Source organism: Paraburkholderia yinzeri (assembly GCF_046581065.1).
GTDB lineage: Bacteria > Pseudomonadota > Gammaproteobacteria > Burkholderiales > Burkholderiaceae > Paraburkholderia.
Window position 1 is genome coordinate 1,164,445 of sequence record NZ_JBFOCJ010000002.1, and the last position, 17,036, is coordinate 1,181,480.

Sequence of the window (17,036 nt, forward strand, 5' to 3'; positions counted from 1 at the left end):
CGCGAACTGCGGCGCCCCGGCAAATTCGCTCCCGCAGGCACCGCGCGGGTCATCCCCGCGGCGGAGCATTGCGCGCCGCGCCTGCCCACGAAACCAACCTGACTCCCGCATGGCCGTCTTCACCGCTGTCACCGATACCCAGCTTGGCGCGTGGATGCGCGACTACGATCTCGGCGAAATCGTCGATTTCCGCGGCATCCAGTCCGGCATTGAGAACAGCAACTTCTTCCTGACGACGACGCGCGGCGAATACGTCCTGACGATCTTCGAAAAGCTGACGGCCGAACAACTGCCGTTCTACCTCGACCTGATGCGCCACCTGGCGGCGCACCGCGTACCGGTGCCCGACCCGATGCCGCGCGCAGACGGCGCCCTCTTTGGCCTCTTGCACGGCAAGCCCGCGGCCATCGTGACGAAGCTCGACGGCAAGCCCGAGCTCGCGCCGGGCGTCGAGCATTGCGCCGAAGTGGGCCAGATGCTCGCGCGCCTGCATCTGGCGGGCCGCGACTTCGAGGGCGACCAGCCGAACCTGCGCAGCCTCCCGTGGTGGGAAGAGACGGTGCCGACGGTGCTGCCGTTCCTCGCCGGCGCGCAGCGCGATCTGCTGAGCGCCGAGCTCGCGCATCAGCGTGCGTTCTTCGCGTCCGCCGACTACGCCGCGCTGCCGGGCGGCGCGTGCCACTGCGATCTGTTCCGCGATAACGTGCTGTTCGCGCACACGAACGCGGCGCCGGGGCACGAGGTGCGCCTGGGCGGCTTTTTCGATTTCTATTTCGCCGGCTGCGACAAGTGGCTGTTCGACCTGGCGGTCACGGTGAACGACTGGTGCGTGGACCTGCCCACGGGCGCGCTCGATCTGCCGCGCGCCGAGGCGCTGTTGCGCGCCTATCAGACGGTGCGGCCCCTCGCGCCGGCGGAAATCCGCCACTGGGACGACATGCTGCGCGCCGGCGCCTACCGTTTCTGGCTGTCGCGCCTGTACGATTTCCACTTGCCGCGCTCGGCCGAGCTGCTCAAGCCGCACGATCCCGGCCACTTCGAGCGGATACTCCGCCAGCGCCTCGCCGGCAGCGCGAACGCAGCCCTCCATGCAGGATCCCGCGCATGCAACTGATCGAAGTGCCCGCAAAGGCGGGCTACGTCTGGTTCCGCCAAGGCATCTGGCTGTTCCGCCGCAATCCGCTGGCGTTCCTCACGCTGTTCTTCGCGTATCTGCTCGCGATGACGCTGATCTCCGCCATTCCGATGGTGGGCGGCGTGCTGCCGCTGCTTTTCGTGCCGGGCGTGGCGGTGGGGTTCATGGCGGCGTGCCGCGACACGGTAGCCGGCAAGCCGGTCTTTCCCACGATCCTGATCGACGGTTTCCGCTCTTACGGCTCCGCGGTGACGAAGCGCCTCTTCGCGCTCGGCGGGATCTACGTGCTGGCGATGACGCTCGTGCTGGCCGCCTCCGCGCTGGCAGACGGCGGCACGCTGCTGCAGTTGATGACGCTGGGCGGCACGCTAGACACGGACACGCTCGAAAACAGCAATGTCCCGCTCGCGGTGCTCGCGTCGCTCGTGCTTTACGTGCCGGTGTCGATGCTGTTCTGGTTCGCGCCCGTGCTGACGGCCTGGCACGACGTGCCGCCCGTCAAGGCGATGTTTTTCAGCGTGGTGAGCTGCTGGCGCAACAAGGGGGCGTTCATGGTCTACGGCGCCTTGTGGATGGCCGTGTCGGTCGCCGTTTCAGTGGGACTCTCGGCGCTGCTGCACGCGCTCGACGCCGGCGGCTATGCGCTCGCCGTCCTGATGCCCGCGCTCATCATCGTGACCACGATGCTCTACTGCTCGTTCTACGCGACCTACCGCGGCTGCTTCGGCGTTCAGGATCAGCAGACCGTCGACGCCAGCCGCTAGACCGTTCCGCCAACGGCTCAGTACTGGCTCATCCAGTCCGGATGACGCGTGGCCTTTTCCCGGTCGAGCTTGCGCAGACGGAATTCCAGATCGTAGATATCGTTCGCTTCGGAGAGATACGCTTCTTCGCGCTCTTTTTGGTGCTCGTCGGCGGACTTCGTGAGGAACAGGAACAGACGGCTAAGGAGATACATGATTTGCCCCTACTTCGGATGGCATTCGCTTTGAATGGACAAACGAATTATAGGGTAAACCCTAATCTCTTGCCAGCCATCTCGACCGAGCGTTTATTCAAGATGGAGGCGGCGGTACTGCTCCCTTAGCGCACCCTTACTGCGTCCTTATCGCGCGCCTCCGGCCATCTTTCGGCCAAATGCATCGTTGGCCGCTGCGCGGCGGCGGCCTTCGAAGAAATGCCAGATCATCGCGCTGGCGTCCGGCCCCGTGGCCGAGTGGAATGGCACGGTGTCGTCGCCGCCGCTCCAGGCATGGTCGAGATTCGACACGCGGCACAGGCGCACCACGCTCTCGCCGCGTCGCGTGTAGTCCTGCACGACATGGTCATCGCGCGCCGCCTCCTCGGCCGCGACATCGGGTCGCACGCCATGCTCGTCGGCGAGGCCATTCAGCCGCAGGAACTGCACCGCCAGTTGTTCGGCGTTGATCGGCGCGACCACGGAATCCTGATCGCCTTGCACGACGATCGCGGGCATGCCCGGGTGCGCCCCGCCATCCAGTTGCCGCTCGAGCAGACCGACCGGGTCCTGATGGAGCCCGCGCCGCATGACGTCCAGCGCCTGAACGCCCGAACGCGCCTCGCCGAATGCGGGTCCCGAGTGCAGGGCGACCGCCGCGAAACGATCCGGCGCACGCACGGCCAGCAGCGCGGCCAGCCCGGCGCCGGCCGAAAGGCCCGCCAGATAGACGCGGGAAGCGTCGAAGCCATATTCGTCCACGAGCGTGTCGACCAGCGAGACCACCGCCGCCGCCTCGCCGCCGCCGGCCTCCTCGCGTGCGTCGTACCAGTGCCAGCACTGATGCGGGTGCGCCTGCGCGGACTGTTCGGGATAGACCACGGCAAAGCCGTGCCGGTCGGCGAGCAGGTTCATGCGCGTGCCTTCGGCGAACGTGTCCATCGATTGCTGGCAGCCGTGCAGCATCACGACGAGCGGCAGGCCGGACGGATCGTCATGGCCCGCCGGCAGATAGAGCCCGTAGGCAAGCGTACGGGCGGCGCGCTGCGGCGTGGCCGGCGCGATATGTTCGTCGCGCCGCCACTCGCCCGCCGCCCAGGCGGCCGCGCGCGGCCCCACCCGCGACTCGCGCGGCGGGGCCATGGGGCGCGCCGCGCGAGGCGCAGCCGCGGTGGGCGCGGCGGCCGCCTCGGTCACCGCAGTCTGGGCGGCGCGCCACAGCGCCTGCGGCTGCGGCGCGTGCTGGCGCGCTTCGCGCAGCGCCGCACGGGCAGCCCGATTCTGGATGGCGAGCAGACGTCGCATGCCACCCGCCCACAGCTTCGTCAGATCCTTCGTCATCATCAGCCTCGTGAAAGGGGGTCGGATACGCCAAAGGATAGTGCCGATGGCGCGTCGTTGTGCGATGCACAATAACACTAAATGGTGGACGCTGCAGCGGAATACAAGTCGCCGCCGGACGCTGATCGTGCAGTGCAAATAGATGTCGAACGGATGAGGCCCCTGCCGAGGTTTTTCGAGACGGCTATACTTGGAAAACTTATGCGATGTGCGTGTCCGCCAGTTGAGCGCCTCGCGCGTTAGCTACCTTAACCGGCAGAACTTTCTTGTTGCCGCAGCGTTGCGGCGCCAACTCATGCCCGATTTACCCCTTCACCTTTGGTACTCGATCACGAACCTCGGCGGCGCCGGACTGGCGCTGCCGCTCGCGTTCGCGATCGCGCTCTGGCTCCTGGCCGGCTACTCCACGCGGATGGCCGCGAGCTGGCTGCTGCTCCTCGGCGCGGCGATCGGCGTGGTCACCGTCACCAAGATCGCCTTCCTCGGCTGGGGCGTTGGGGTGCGCGAGCTCGACTTCACCGGCGTGAGCGGCCATGCCATGCTCTCCACGGCCGTCTACCCGGTGGCATTCTTCCTGATGCTGCAGGGCGTGCGGCCGGGGCTGCGCGCCGCGGGTGTCGCCGTTGGGCTGGTCACGGGAGTCGCGGTCGGACTCTCGCGCGTCGTGCTGGAAGCGCACTCGCCGTCCGAAGCCGTTGCCGGCTTCGTCGTCGGCGCGCTGACGGCACTCATTTTCGTGCGCTACTGGTGGGACGCCCAGTCGGGCCGTCTGTCGGGAGCGGTCGTCACGCTGAGTCTCGCTGCGCTGACTTTCGCACTGCACGACGTGCACGTGCCCACGCACCGCTGGGTCACGCATCTCGCGCTGACCGTATCGGGCCACGAGCAGCCCTACGTGCGTGCCCGCTGGAAGGCCAACCGGCCGAAGGCGCCCGACTCGCCGATTTCCCAGACCCGCAATACGCTCGGCGCACCGGCCCAACGCCACGCCTGACGGCGCGGGTGTTCGTAGCCGTCAGCCGCTCACCCCCAACACCACGCTCGATGCCTTGAAAACAGCCGTCGCCGCCGCACCGGGGGCGAGGCCGAGCGCCTCGACGCTTGCGTCCGTCACGACCGCCGCGATCACAACGGCCCCATGCAGATCCAACGTCACTTCGGCATTCACGGCCCCGCGCCGCACCTGGCTCACCGTCCCGCCCAGGCGATTGCGCGCCGACAATCGCGCGGCGTCTCCGGCCGCTCCGGCCACCAGCACGACCGACGACGCTTTCACGAGCGCAACGGCGGCAGCGCCTTCGGCGAGCCCCAGCACTTCGGTACTTTCGCGCGTCACCACGGCCACCACCGTCTGACCGCCCGGCAACGCCAGCGACACCTCGTCGTTCACCTCGCCCCGCACGATTGCCGCAACGGTGCCGTAGAGGTAATTACGTGCGCTCGTCCGCAGGCCGAAGCGCCCGAGGAGCGCGAAATCGCTATCGACGCTGCTTGCGGCCTCCGCGCCACCAAGCGCTACCGCAGCGGCCGCCGCCCGCTCCAGAAAGCGCCGATGCTCGCGCTCGAGGACACGCCAGGTGTCGATAAGGCGCAGCGCGCGCGGCGTGAGCGTTGTCCCGCCGCCGCCCTTGCCGCCCGTCGCGCGAATCACGAGCGGCTCGCCGGCGAGATTGTTCATGGCGTCGATGGCGTCCCATGCGGCCTTGTAGCTCATGCCGACCGCCTTGGCGGCGCCCGTGATCGAGCCGGTCTCGCGAATCGCGGCGAGTAGCCCGATGCGCACCGCACCGCCCAGCATCTGCGGTCCGGACTGAAACCAGAGCGAACCGCCGACACCGAGTTCGGGCCCGGACGCCGCCGCCGTCGACGGCAGATCACTGGAGGAAGAATTCATCGTCGTGGCTGCAAAGGCGAAGCGCGCGTTTGGGTATCCGATTATAGAGACGGGGTGCCCGCGTTTCCGGCGCCTCAGTCACGCGGAACCTTGGGCCGGCGCAGCTCGCGCAGCAGGCGCTCGCCCTCCTTCGCTGTATAGCGCTTGACGGCTTCGCACCAGCCGCGCGCGAAGCCAAGCTGATACGGCTCCACGTCCATCCCTTCGATAAAACGCAGCCCGACGGCCGCATCGTTCCCGTCGCCAAGCACAGCCTGGAGCCGCGCGAGGGTACGGACGGTCTCCGTTCGGGTACGCCGCGAGAGCAGCGGTGTAAAAAACTCCAGCGTGTAGCGCAGATACTTCGCATGAATACGCGCATGATGCCGGCTCGCTTCGTCGATCGAAGTGAGATTCTTCGTTTCGGCCAGGCAAGTGTAATAGCGCCGCACCCGTTTTCGCGCGTGCTCGTGCAGCGAGCGCGCGAACTCGCCGTCCGCCGCCTCACGGTCGGCCAGCGCGGCCAGCCAGCGCAACCACGCCAGAGCGAGGTGCGCATAACGCGGCGAACGCAAGGCGTCGCGCACGCGCGCGCGCGCCGCGAGCCGCTCCGAATCCGCCGCCGCACGCATGGCATCCCAGCGCGCGGGCTCGACGTCGGCCGCGGCAAGCGCGGGCAGCGTCGATTCCACGAAGACGTCGCGATCGCGCGCGTCGCCGAGCAGGGTGCCCAGCCATGCCAGGTCCGGCTTGAGGCGCACGGTCCAGGTCTCGTCCTGCCAACGCTTGAAGATCCGCATCGCCGTGCGCAGCCGCCGCTGCGATATGCGCATCTGGTGAATGAACTCGGTTTTCGCCGAGTCGCGCACGCCTGCGTCGTTGCCGAACCACTGCGCGCTGATGTTGCGCCCGATCGCGACGAGTGCCGCCTCGTCCGTGTCCGCGCCCGCCAGATCGACCGGTGCGGCGCGCACGGCCTCGGCATCGCCAGCCAGGCTGCCGGACGCGGCGCGCTCCAGGGCATCCGTCATGCGCACGAACGCGGGCGCATCCGTGCTCGCGGCGTCGACCAGCGTGTCGCCGCAGGCGAACAGCGCCTGCACGATGGGCGCGGCTTCGGCGCCGTCGGGCCAGGGCGCGCGCAGGCGCAGTTCGTGCAAGCAAGGCGGATCGCCCGCCACGTCGTCAGGCGTCGCTCGTTTGCGCAGGCCCGACTCCAGTATCAGCTCGGCCTCGACGCCCTCGCACACCCATGGCCAGCGATAACGCACGAACTCCAGCGCGGCAACGGCGACCGGCTCGCCAGCCTCGGCCAGCGCCTCGCGAAACGGCTCCGGCGCGGCGTCGAAGAGCGCATTGGCTACGTCGTCCGCATCGAGCGGCGCAGCGAAGATCGGTGTGAGCGCCGTGACACCCGGCGTAACGGTGCGGCGGCGCGACACCGCCACCTCGCGCGCGCCGCCGCACGTCTCGACGGCAATCCGCCAGCCGTCCCGGGCCAGCAGGGCCTCGCCGTCGAATACGACGGTGGTGACGCGCTCGCCTTGTGCCGTGGGCGCGGCGAGTTGCGGCAGTGCGGCAGTGAACGACGCCGCGAGCGCGGCGGCCTGCGCCGTATCCGACTGCCCGTTTTCGTCAGTCGCGGGGCACGGCGCGGGAACGACAATATCCAGCACGATTTCGAGGACACGAACCATGAACGCTCCAGAGATCGATCGGAGGGCGAAACAAGGTGGCGGAAGGAATCGAAACGGCGACGGCAGACCCTATGTCCCCAATAGTACAACGGCCTGTTCGCCATGGTGCGGACGTCAAGGCGCGACAGTCGGGCACATCCTTCCCCATGCCCGTGCGGCTTGACTATTATCAAGACAGCAAATATGCGACAGTGAAAAAATGTTTACATGTTCATTCCAGCAATCCGATTATCTGTAAGGAGTAGCGAGTGTTCCCGGAATTCAGAGATTTGATTTCGCGCCTGAAGACGGAGGACGAGCATTTCGCGCGAATCTTCCATCGTCACAACGAACTGGACCAGCAGATCAAAAACATGGAAGCGGGTCTCGTGCCGGCCAACGGCATGGAGATCGAGCAACTGAAGAAAGAAAAACTGCAGCTCAAGGACTCGCTCTACCAGATCCTTCGCAAGGTCTCGAACGCCTGACCCCGCGTGGCGTGGGTCGCCAGCGGCATCTCGCGCTGGCAGGCGCGCGTTGATTTTGCCCGCGCAAATCCGCGCCACGGCGGCATCCGGCGTTCGCCCCGCTCCGGCAGCCACGCGCCCCTGCCACCTCTCGTCCGCAAGCATCGCCTGCGTGCAACGCTTGCGCCCTGTACGACGCACGATCGATACGTATGCCGAACACCCGCCAGGACACGCCGTCTTCCCTTCACTCCGTCACACCCGAACCCACGCTTCATGGAGCCGACCGCGACACCCAGGCGCCGGCCATCACGCCCCGCGGCGCCGAACGGCGCACCGTTGACGACCGCGTCGAGGCCGCCGCGCAAATCATCGCGGGCACCGTGCAGGATCTCGTCTCGGCAAGCGCCGCAACCAGCGAATCGCCGTCGTCGCTGCTCGATTCGATTGCGGCGATCATGAAAGGCCTGTCGCCCGACGAAGCCGCGCAACTGCGCAGCATGATCCTGAACGGCAACCCCGCCGACTGGCGGGCCGCGCGCACGCGACATCCCGACGATGAACTCGTGCCAGGCTGGCGCAACGGCGACTATCCCTACCGCAACCTGATGTCGCGCCGCGCCTACGAGCGACAGAAATACCGTCTGCAAGTCGAGCTGCTGAAGCTCCAGGCGTGGGTGCGCGAGACCGGCCAGCGCGTGGTGATTCTGTTCGAAGGACGCGACGCGGCAGGCAAGGGCGGCACGATCAAGCGCTTCATGGAGCACCTGAATCCGCGCGGCGCTCGGGTGGTTGCGCTGGAAAAGCCGACCGAGGTCGAGCGCGGCCAGTGGTACTTTCAGCGCTACGTGCAGCATCTGCCTTCGGCGGGCGAAATCGTGCTGTTCGACCGCTCGTGGTACAACCGCGCGGGCGTCGAGCGCGTCATGGGTTTCTGCACGCCCGGCGAATATGGCGAGTTCATGCAGCAGGTGCCGGAATTCGAACGCCAGTTGATCCGCAGCGGCATCCACCTGATCAAGTTCTGGTTCTCGGTGAGCCGCGCCGAGCAGCGACGCCGCTTCAAGGAACGCAAGGTGCATCCGCTCAAGCAATGGAAGCTGAGTCCCGTCGATCTGGCATCGCTCGACAAGTGGGACGACTACACGCTCGCGAAAGAAACGATGTTCTCGCAGACAGATACGGCCGACGCGCCCTGGACCGTGATCCGCTCGGACTGCAAGAAACGCGCGCGCCTGAACGCGATGCGCTTCGTGCTGCACAAACTCCCCTACGCGAGCCGCGATTCCGAAACCGTCGGCTCTGTCGATCCGCTGCTCGTGAGCCGCGCGCTTTAGGCCAGAGCTTCAAGCCCTGCCTTACGCTCCTGCGCCGCCGCGCACCGTCCCTCTGGCGCGCGGCGGCCTTCCTCGCGCCGCTTTCCTGCCGCCCTTTCCTGTCCTCTTACGTCGCGTACTGCGCAATCCCGTTGCCGAACGACCAGTTCTCGCGCGCCACGTCAACGAGCGTGACGAACACATCCTCGGGGCGCACGCCCGGGCTTTCCGCGAGATTGCGCGCGATCTGCGCGAACAACGCCTTCTTCTGGTCCTGCCCGCGCGTGTTGTTCACCGCGATCTGAATCATCACGAGGTTGTCGCTACGCTCGATGCCCAGATAGTGGCGACCGAAGAAAAAGTTCTCCGCGTCGTGCTCGTTGACGAGCATGAAGAGGTCGTCCTCCGGCACCTTGAACACCTCCCTCAGTGCGCCATGAACGCCCTTCACGAGGGCTGCGCGATATTCGGCGGGCTTGCCGGCACGAACGGCGATTCGGGTAAATGGCATGTCGTTCTCCTTCGGTGAATGAACATGCACAAGAATAGGCAAGCGCTATCATAATAAACAGACATGACTGGATATTTCATCCATTTACGCTGGAAATAAAATGACCCCGACACTCGATCTGGATGCTGTCCGCGCCTTCGTGCTGGTCGCCGAATTGCGCAGCTTCACGCGCGCCGCCGACGCGCTCGACACCACGCAATCCGCCGTCAGCCTCAAGCTCAAGCGGCTCGAGCGGCACCTCGAGCGCCAGTTGCTGGAACGCACGCCGCGCGTCGTACGGCTTTCCGCCGACGGTCTTGCCTTCCTGCATGCCGCCCGCGATCTGCTCGGCGCGCACGAGCGCGCGCTCGGTGCGTTCGGCGGCGATGAGCGGCGCCTCGCGCTCGGGCTGAGCGAGCACGTCGCCGATGCGCAGCTTGCCCGCCAGCTCGCGAATCTGCGCGCGCACGACCCGGCGCTCGTGATCGAACTGCATCTGGGACAGTCGGCGGCACTGCTCGCGCAGTACGACGAGCGCCGGCTCGACGCCGTGATCGCCCGTCAGGACGAAGACGAACTGCCGCGCGGCGGCGCGCAGCCGCTCTTTTCCGAACCGCTGGTCTGGCTGGCTGCCCCCGGGTTCCAGTGGCAGCCGGGCACGCGACTGCCGCTCGCACTGCTTACCGCCCCGTGTGCGGTGCGGACGGCGGCCATCCGCGCGCTCGACGCCGCAGATACAGGCTGGGAAGAAGTATTCGTGGGCGGCGGAGTCGCCGCCGTCGGCGCGGCATTGGAGGCGGGCCTCGCCGTTTCGCCGCTGGCACGGCGGGTAGCGCCGCGTACGCTCATCGATGTGGGATCGCGGTTCGATTTGCCTGCGCTGCCCGTTTCGCGCGTGCAGTTGCACTCGCGTGTGCGCGAGCCGCGCTCGGCGGCCACGCTGCAACTGCTGGCCGCCAGCCTGGGCTCGGGTTGAACGAGCGCGGTGCGCGCCGGGTGTCTGTCTCAGCGTTATCGGGCGGCGATTATATCCAACCAGAGCTTGCAATAATCCATATATAGACTATTATTTAGTAAAAGTTCATTTCAGGACTCAATCATGCCTCATGCGATTGCTGCGTCGTCGACCATTCCGGCCCGGCGACCGGGCGCCGAGCCCACGCTTACCCAGATGTCCGCTGCCGGACTGCGCGCCTTCTTCAACATTGCGCACGACTGGGATCTCACCGTGGACGAGCAGATCGTCCTGCTCGGCACACCCGGCCGCTCGACCTTCTTCAAATGGAAGCAGGCGCCCGAAAGCGCGCGCCTTGGCCGCGACACGCTGGAGCGCCTCTCGCTGCTGCTCGGCATCTACAAGGCCTTACAGATTCTCCTGCCCCAGCCCACGGCCGCGGACGCCTGGATCAAACGCCCCAACAGCGCGCCGCCTTTCGGCGGCCGGCGCGCACTCGACCGCATGCTGGCCGGCAACGTCAGCGATCTCGTGGCGGTACGGCAGTATTTGGACGCAATGCGGGGCGGCTGGGCGTGACGCAAACGAACTGGCAAGACCGCTGGCGCAGCGCGCCGCTCACCTGGTCGCCCGCGTACCGGGTCATTCCCACCCGCTTTCCCGCCGTGAACCTGTTCGACCGCGTGGCATCGGCGGAAGACTTCGAGGCGCTTTACGCGCTCGAAGCGCTGACCAATGACCGCCTGCGCACCGAAACGGGCGAACTCGATCTGGTGCCGCGCGAGGAGCGCCGCTTCGGGCCGGGCTACGGCCCGATCATGGCGGCCTTCACGCATCTGAATCCGCAGGGCAGCCGCTTTTCGGACGGAACGTATGGCGTGTTCTACTGCGCCCGCGCGAAAGAGACCGCCATCGCCGAAACGCGCTATCACTCCGCGCTCTTCCTCGCGGCCACCCGCGAGCCGCCGCTGCGCCAGCAAATGCGGCTCTACACCGTCACGGCCGCGGGCGAGGCGGTGGACCTGCGCGACGATCCCACGGTCGACTCCGCCGTGCTCGCCCCCGACAGCTACGCGGCAGGCCAGGCGCTCGGGCGCGCGGTACGGGCCGCGGGTGCGCCCGGCATCGCCTATCCGTCGGTGCGCCACGCGGGCGGCGAATGCCTCGCCGCGTTGCGCACGTCGCTCGTGCGGGCGTGCCATCACGCGGCCTACCTCGAATACAACTGGAACGGGCACGCCATCGACATGGTGTTCGAGCTGAACCGCATCGGTTGAGGCGGAGGGGCTGCGTTCAGGGCAGCGCGATGTGCGCGGCGCCCTGCTCGCGCGCACCGCGCGTCGAAACCGACCACTGCCGCGAGGTCAGCGCCTCGACCATCGTGAGCCGGCCCTCGGCAATGAACGCGCCCGTATCGATGAAGATCTGGGAGCCGATCCGGGACACGTCGCGCATCGGCGTATGCCCGCAGTAGGTGGTGGAAAGCGCGCGCGGCTGCGGCTTCGTTTCGCCGAGCGCGAGTTCCCGTCCCCAGAGCAGACGTTCGCGCACCGTGGCGTCGAAACGGCCCGCGTCGAGTTCGGCGTCGTCGCCGAAGAATTCCGCATGCAGCACGTTGAAGCGCGACTCGCCCGCGCCGATCGCGCGGGCGAGCGGCAACTGGCGCAGACGAGCCGCATGCCGCGCAAGCGCGTCTTCGGACAGCGACTCGGCCCATGCGCCGCCAATGCCGTACCAGCGAAAACGCGGCAGGCGCCCTTCGGCGACGGCGCACATCGCATCCTCGTGATTGCCGAGCACCGCGTAGAACCAGGGCTTGTCCAGCAGGCCGAGCGCCTCCTCGCACTGGTCGCCGCGATCGACGAGGTCGCCTACCGAGAAGAGCCGGTCGCGCGCGGCATCGAAGGCCGCGTCGCGCAGCAGAAAGCGCAGCGCGTCCACGCAGCCGTGCAGGTCGCCGACCACGAAATCGCGGCCGGCGAGATTGCTCGCGTGATGCTGGACGACGGTGGCGGGAGAGGGTGTCATCCTCTCATCATAGCGCCGCGCGGCATTCGCGTATGAGGCCCACCGCGCACCGTCACTGCGGCTGGGCGCGCAGCGTGCCGACCTGATCGGGCGTGATCGTCGCCTGCGGATTGCCGAACTGCTTCGTCACGTAGTTCGTGATCGCGGCGACCTGGTCGTTCGTGAGTTCGCCGCCGAAGGCCGGCATCAGCACGTCCGCGTTCTTCGTTTTGCGCGTCACGCCGTGCAGGATCACCATGGCAAGGTTGTTCGCGCTCGCCGCGCCCGCCACGCTGTTGTGGATCAGCGCCGGATACGCGCCCGGCGCGCTCGCGCCGATGCCCTCGCCCGTCCAGTTGTGGCAGGTCGCGCAGTTCGCAATGAAGAGCTGCGCGCCGTTCACGCTCGTGACGGTCGTACCGCGCAGCGTCGTGACGTCGTCGATGGCGGGCTGGCCCCACGAGTCGCGTGCACGCGTCACGCCGCCCTCTATAGGCTGCTGCGCGTGCAGATACGCCACGATCGAGCGCAGGTCCTCGTTCGTGAGGTATTGCGTGGAGTTCTGCACGACCTCGGCCATCGGGCCCGCCGCATTCGCGTGGCCGCCCGCGGCGCCGGTGGCGAGATAGGCCATCAGTGCGTCGTCGCTCCAGTTGCCGATGCCGCCCGTGCGGTCCGGCGTGATGTTGTAGGCTTGCCAGCCCGCCTGGACTGCACCGGCGAAGCGGTCGGTCTTCTTCAGGCCCTGCATGAAGTTGCGCGGCGTGTGGCACTCCTCACAATGCGCGAGCCCTTCGACGAGATACGCGCCGCGGTTGTATTCGGCGCTCTTCTGCGGGTCCGGCACGAAACGCCCTTCGTCGAAATTGAAAAGGTTCCAGAAGATCATCAGCCAGCGCAGGTTGAACGGGAAGCGCAGATCGTTGGGCGGCGGCGTGTAATGCACCGGCGCGACGGTGTTCAGATACGCGCGGATCGCCAGCACGTCCTGTTCGGTGACGCGCGTGAACTCCACATAAGGAAACGCCGGATAGAGGTGCTCGCCGTCCTTGCCGACGCCCTCGTGCATCGCGCGCAGGAAGTCGGCGTCGCTCCACTTGCCGATGCCGGTATCGGGATCGGGCGTGATATTCGGCGTGTAGATCTTGCCGAACGGCGTCGAGATCGCGAGTCCGCCCGCGAACGGACGGCTCTTGTCGACGGTATGGCAGGCCATGCAGTCGCCCATGCGCGTGAGGTATTCGCCGCGCTTCACGAGCTCGGGCTGGTCCGCCGCAGCGGCGCCGGGCGCCGCGTCCGACGCCTCGCCGTGTGCGACGGACACCGGCAGCTCGTCCACGGGACGCGCCGCGCCGTCGTGCGACGCATGCCATGCGATATAGAGCGCGAACGCGCTGAAGAGCACCGCCGCGAAAGCGGCGCGCGTGCGCCACGTCCGTCGTGCGTAAGCCAGGGGCGCGAGCGCAGCGGTCGGTACGGATGGGGACTTTCGTTCGTTCATCGTCTGTCTCCGGCCGGTGCGCATCAGAGCTCGTGCCGCAGCTTGTCGGCCAGCTTCAGCGACAAGGCGGCGATCGTCAGCGTGCAGTTCACCGACGCCGCGGTCGGCATCACCGCGCTGCTCGCGACAAACAGGTTCGAATGATCGTGGGTGCGGCAGTCCGCATCGACGACCGAGTCAGCCGGATTCGCCCCCATGATCGTCGTGCCCATGATGTGGTTGTTCGGCGCGAAGGTGTCGTCGAACGAGACTTCGGTGCCGCCGAAGAGCTGCGCGATCTGCGCGTAGAGGTCGTGCGTGTTGGCCGCGCTCTTCTTCACGTAGTCGTTGATCGAGTAGTAGATCTCGGGCTGCGGAATGCCGAGCGAGTCCTTGTGCTCGCCCGAAGGCAGCACGCGGTTCTGCGGCTCCGGCAAATGTTCGTGGAAGCTGTTGATATTGAGCATGCGCGCGGCGCGGTCGCGTATCTGGCGGTCCAGCTCGGCGCCCGTCACGCCCTGCTGGATGAGCGCGGCCGTCACGGCCATCGTGCCGACGCCGTTCGACAAATGCAGCTTCTTCGCGGCGTAATCGGAGCGGAACGAACCATCGCGGAAGTTCACCACCGAGGTCATTTCCATCGGTCCGCGCCCCGGCCACAGCGGCTCGTTGGCGAGAAAGGTGACGCCCGTGCCCGGGTGATCCATCAGGTTGCGGCCCACCTGGTCCGAGCTGTTGCCGATGCCGTGCGGGAACGCGTCGCTCGTGGAGATCAGCATCAGCTTGGGCGTTTCGATGCCATTCGCGGCGAGCACGAAGAGCTTGCCCGTCACGCGCGTGCTGTTGCCGTTCGGGTCCTTGTAGTGCACTGCCGTGATGAGCCCCTTGTTGTCGGCTTCGATGCGGTAGACCACGGCCTCGGGAACGAGCTTCGCGCCGGCGCGCTCGGCTTTCTCCGCGTGCACCACGCCGCCGTACATGGCGGCGATCGGGCAGATCGGCATGCAATTGTTGTTGCCGCAACAGGTTGGGCGCGCATCGTAGGGACGGCTGTTGCGCGCGACGGGCTCGGGCACGACGTGAAAGCCGTTCGCGTTGAGCACATCAGAGAAGCGCTGGTCCATGTACGAGAGCGGCAGCATGCTCATGGGGTACGGGTGCGAGCGCGGCGAGCCCAGATCGTAAGGGGCGCCCGGCCCCGAAACGCCCAGCTCGATCTCGGCGAGCTGATACCAAGGTTCGAGCGTCTCGTACGGATACGGCCAGTCGCGGCCCACGCCGTATTGCGTATTGAGCTTGAAGTCGGACGGCAGGAGACGCCACGCGGCGGCGGCCCAGTGCCACGTCGTGCCGCCGACGAGGCGCAGATATTGCGAGTTGTACGGATAGTCGCCCTTCTGGATCATGTAGTCGTTGGGCGGCGAATACTCGGGATGCGGCGCCCAGGCCGACGACGGATAGGGCGTCGCGAAGTCGGCTTTCGCGGGCGAGTTGCGGAAGTTCTCCACGATCTGCCAGCGCGCGAGGCGCGGCCCCGCCTCGAGCAGGATCACGGAGGCGCCCGCCTGGGCCAGTTGATGCGCGACCAGACTGCCCGCTACGCCTGAACCGACCACGACCACGTCGGCAGAGTTTTCTATCGCCATTGTCGTCCTCTTTCTTCTGGCTCTCGTTGTGGGGACCGCGCGCAGCATTGCGTTGCCGCCGTGCCGCGAATGCACCCGCGAAAACACGTCGGCCACCGTGCGAGAGGCTGCTCGCGCGTGGTCTTGCCAAGCCCTGGCGTGCGATCAACCGCCGTCGGGCTTTTGCGTCCAATAGAACGGCACGTCGCGACAATACGACGGAATCGTCAGTACATCTTTTACCGGATCGAACATCAGCGCCTTCTCGTACGCCACCACCTGAATGTGCGGCGAGTCCCCGACGAGGCCGAGATACCACGCGCGCATGATGTTGCCCACCGTGGTTGCGAGCTCGGGCTGCTCGCCCTTGAGCGCCGCCGTCACGCTGTCCGAAGGCACGCCGCCGTGACCCTGCAGCCAGGTGTTGAGCGCGCCCACGTCCTGCTCGAACTGGCTGCTCGCACGCGCGAGCGTGGCATAGACGCGCTGGCCGAGCGGCTGGTCGAAACTCGTGCGTCCGGTGAGGTGTTGCGAGAGCGCGATGAAGGCGTCGTAGCCGCTATCGCCGCCGCTGGCGGGCGTCGCGGCGAAGACCCGCGCAAAGCCGAACGGCGCGCCGGGGCGGCCGGCCATCGTGAAAGCCAGCGCCGCCGCCGCGGCGCAGGCGCCGGTCATGAACTGCCGGCGGCCGGGCCGATGGCCCGAAGGGGGAGACGTCCCGTCCTGCGTCACATCTGTCATGCGCTCTCCAGATGAGTTTCGTGGCGAGCCGGCAGCAAGGTGCATGCCGGGTCCGGGGCGATACGAAAAGGTTATCAATCATGTTACCGCGCGGATCGCCTTCCGGATCGCTTTCCGGCTGACAGGCAGCGATGACGCGCCGCGCAAGCAATATAGCCTCTCCTGACCCGATTCGACAAACCGCTTGCTGCAATTGAGTCTGCGAACGCGCGGTAGAATCCCCGCAACCCGCATGCGCCCGAAGCTCACCAACCCGCTCACGTCATGAACTATATCCCGCAGGTGTTGCGTAACCGGCCTCACATGATGCTCGGCATGGCTGCCGGGCTGGCGGTCGGACTCCTTTCGCCCGCCGCGCTGAAGGCCACGGCGCGCGCGCTGCTCGGCTGGGACGCCGCCATCTGGGTGTACCTCGTCCTCATCTGGATTCACATGGCGCTCGCCACCGAAGAGAGCGTGCGCCGCAATGCGCAGCGTGAGGACCAGAGCGCCGGCACGGTGCTCTTCGTGATCTGCACGGCGACCGTGGCCAGCATCCTCGCGATCGTGCTCGAGCTCGGCACGACGAAGGACCTCGGCATCGCCTCGAAGGTGCTGCATTCGGCCATCACCGGCCTCACGCTGATCGGCGCGTGGTTCCTGATCCCGACCATCTTCACGCTGCACTATGCGCGCGTGTTCTACGGTTCCGATCCGGCCGAGCCCGCGCTCGTCTTTCCCGACCGCGACCTCGCGCCGAATTACTGGGATTTCCTGTACTTTTCGTTCACCATCGCGGTCGCCTCCCAGACCGCCGACGTCGGCATGCGCGGCCGCAGCGCGCGGCGCAGCGTGCTCGCGCAATCGATCCTGTCCTTCTACTTCAACGTCGCCGTGCTGGGCCTGTGCGTGAATATCGCGGCCAGCATGGTAGGCGGCTGACCCCGCGCGCCCTCTTTCCGCGCCCCATTGCCCCACCGTTGGGCATGCCCT

The 17,036-nt window shown here is 67.1% G+C and carries 18 protein-coding genes; 9 read left to right on the forward strand and 9 right to left on the reverse strand.

Annotated features, from left to right (window positions below; genetic code table 11):
• Nucleotides 1-109 precede the first annotated feature (109 nt).
• Nucleotides 110-1,114, forward strand: a complete 1,005-nt coding sequence (locus tag WJ542_RS22260) for a homoserine kinase (RefSeq protein ID WP_411191652.1) — start codon at nt 110-112, stop codon at nt 1,112-1,114.
• Entirely contained in the window at nt 1,105-1,899 is a 795-nt protein-coding gene (locus tag WJ542_RS22265; RefSeq protein ID WP_411191653.1) for a BPSS1780 family membrane protein, read from the forward strand. The genes WJ542_RS22260 and WJ542_RS22265 overlap by 10 nt, the downstream gene beginning before the upstream one ends.
• Before the next feature lie 17 nt (nt 1,900-1,916).
• Here the strand turns inward: WJ542_RS22265 and WJ542_RS22270 are convergent, their stop codons facing one another.
• Together WJ542_RS22270 and WJ542_RS22275 are read right to left on the reverse strand one after the other, a co-directional pair.
• Nucleotides 1,917-2,093, reverse strand: a complete 177-nt coding sequence (locus tag WJ542_RS22270) for a DUF3563 family protein (RefSeq protein WP_411191654.1) — start codon at nt 2,091-2,093, stop codon at nt 1,917-1,919.
• A 147-nt stretch (nt 2,094-2,240) separates the two neighbouring features.
• Nucleotides 2,241-3,434 (reverse strand): extracellular catalytic domain type 1 short-chain-length polyhydroxyalkanoate depolymerase, encoded by a 1,194-nt coding sequence (locus WJ542_RS22275; RefSeq protein WP_411191655.1) that lies wholly within the window; start codon nt 3,432-3,434, stop codon nt 2,241-2,243.
• Nucleotides 3,435-3,729: 295 nt separating this feature from the next.
• On the opposite strand from WJ542_RS22275, the gene WJ542_RS22280 reads away from it, so the two are divergent.
• A complete protein-coding gene (locus WJ542_RS22280) occupies nt 3,730-4,428 on the forward strand; it encodes a phosphatase PAP2 family protein (protein WP_411191656.1) in 699 nt (232 codons plus the stop codon).
• Nucleotides 4,429-4,449: 21 nt separating this feature from the next.
• Here WJ542_RS22280 and WJ542_RS22285 read toward each other — a convergent pair whose 3' ends face one another.
• A complete protein-coding gene (locus WJ542_RS22285; RefSeq protein WP_411191657.1) occupies nt 4,450-5,328 on the reverse strand; it encodes a TOBE domain-containing protein in 879 nt (292 codons plus the stop codon).
• Nucleotides 5,329-5,402: 74 nt separating this feature from the next.
• Nucleotides 5,403-7,004, reverse strand: a complete 1,602-nt coding sequence (locus tag WJ542_RS22290; RefSeq protein ID WP_411191658.1) for a CHAD domain-containing protein — start codon at nt 7,002-7,004, stop codon at nt 5,403-5,405.
• 248 nt (nt 7,005-7,252) lie between these two features.
• Between WJ542_RS22290 and WJ542_RS22295 the strand changes: the two genes are divergently transcribed.
• Together WJ542_RS22295 and ppk2 are read left to right on the forward strand one after the other, a co-directional pair.
• The gene (locus tag WJ542_RS22295; RefSeq protein WP_411191659.1) at nt 7,253-7,471 is read left to right on the forward strand and encodes an HP1242/YdcH family protein; all 219 of its coding nucleotides are present in this window, start codon (nt 7,253-7,255) and stop codon (nt 7,469-7,471) included.
• A 191-nt stretch (nt 7,472-7,662) separates the two neighbouring features.
• The gene (gene ppk2 / locus WJ542_RS22300; protein ID WP_411191660.1) at nt 7,663-8,787 is read left to right on the forward strand and encodes a polyphosphate kinase 2; all 1,125 of its coding nucleotides are present in this window, start codon (nt 7,663-7,665) and stop codon (nt 8,785-8,787) included.
• A gap of 106 nt (nt 8,788-8,893) precedes the next feature.
• Here ppk2 and WJ542_RS22305 read toward each other — a convergent pair whose 3' ends face one another.
• Nucleotides 8,894-9,277, reverse strand: coding sequence for a tautomerase family protein (locus WJ542_RS22305; protein ID WP_411191661.1), 384 nt, complete (start codon nt 9,275-9,277; stop codon nt 8,894-8,896).
• 100 nt (nt 9,278-9,377) lie between these two features.
• On the opposite strand from WJ542_RS22305, the gene WJ542_RS22310 reads away from it, so the two are divergent.
• From WJ542_RS22310 to WJ542_RS22320, 3 genes are all read left to right on the forward strand, one after another.
• Complete coding sequence (locus tag WJ542_RS22310) at nt 9,378-10,232, forward strand: LysR family transcriptional regulator (protein WP_411191662.1); 855 nt, start codon at nt 9,378-9,380, stop codon at nt 10,230-10,232.
• Nucleotides 10,233-10,355: 123 nt separating this feature from the next.
• Entirely contained in the window at nt 10,356-10,790 is a 435-nt protein-coding gene (locus WJ542_RS22315; protein WP_411191663.1) for an MbcA/ParS/Xre antitoxin family protein, read from the forward strand.
• Nucleotides 10,787-11,488, forward strand: a complete 702-nt coding sequence (locus WJ542_RS22320) for an RES family NAD+ phosphorylase (protein WP_411191664.1) — start codon at nt 10,787-10,789, stop codon at nt 11,486-11,488. The genes WJ542_RS22315 and WJ542_RS22320 overlap by 4 nt, the downstream gene beginning before the upstream one ends.
• A gap of 16 nt (nt 11,489-11,504) precedes the next feature.
• On the opposite strand, the gene WJ542_RS22325 is transcribed toward WJ542_RS22320, so the two are convergent.
• The 4 genes from WJ542_RS22325 to WJ542_RS22340 all read right to left on the reverse strand — a co-directional run bounded on the left by WJ542_RS22325 (nt 11,505) and on the right by WJ542_RS22340 (nt 16,064).
• Nucleotides 11,505-12,239 carry a metallophosphoesterase gene (locus tag WJ542_RS22325; RefSeq protein WP_411191665.1) on the reverse strand — a complete coding sequence of 245 codons (735 nt, stop codon included), beginning with the start codon at nt 12,237-12,239 and terminating at the stop codon, nt 11,505-11,507.
• Nucleotides 12,240-12,291: 52 nt separating this feature from the next.
• Nucleotides 12,292-13,719 (reverse strand): c-type cytochrome, encoded by a 1,428-nt coding sequence (locus tag WJ542_RS22330; RefSeq protein WP_411191666.1) that lies wholly within the window; start codon nt 13,717-13,719, stop codon nt 12,292-12,294.
• Nucleotides 13,720-13,742: 23 nt separating this feature from the next.
• Nucleotides 13,743-15,344: a GMC family oxidoreductase gene (locus WJ542_RS22335; RefSeq protein WP_411191667.1), complete on the reverse strand. Its 1,602-nt coding sequence runs from the start codon at nt 15,342-15,344 to the stop codon at nt 13,743-13,745.
• A 144-nt stretch (nt 15,345-15,488) separates the two neighbouring features.
• Nucleotides 15,489-16,064, reverse strand: coding sequence for a sugar dehydrogenase complex small subunit (locus tag WJ542_RS22340; RefSeq protein WP_411191668.1), 576 nt, complete (start codon nt 16,062-16,064; stop codon nt 15,489-15,491).
• 264 nt (nt 16,065-16,328) lie between these two features.
• On the opposite strand from WJ542_RS22340, the gene WJ542_RS22345 reads away from it, so the two are divergent.
• Nucleotides 16,329-16,985 (forward strand): DUF1345 domain-containing protein, encoded by a 657-nt coding sequence (locus WJ542_RS22345; protein ID WP_411191669.1) that lies wholly within the window; start codon nt 16,329-16,331, stop codon nt 16,983-16,985.
• Nucleotides 16,986-17,036: the final 51 nt, after the last annotated feature.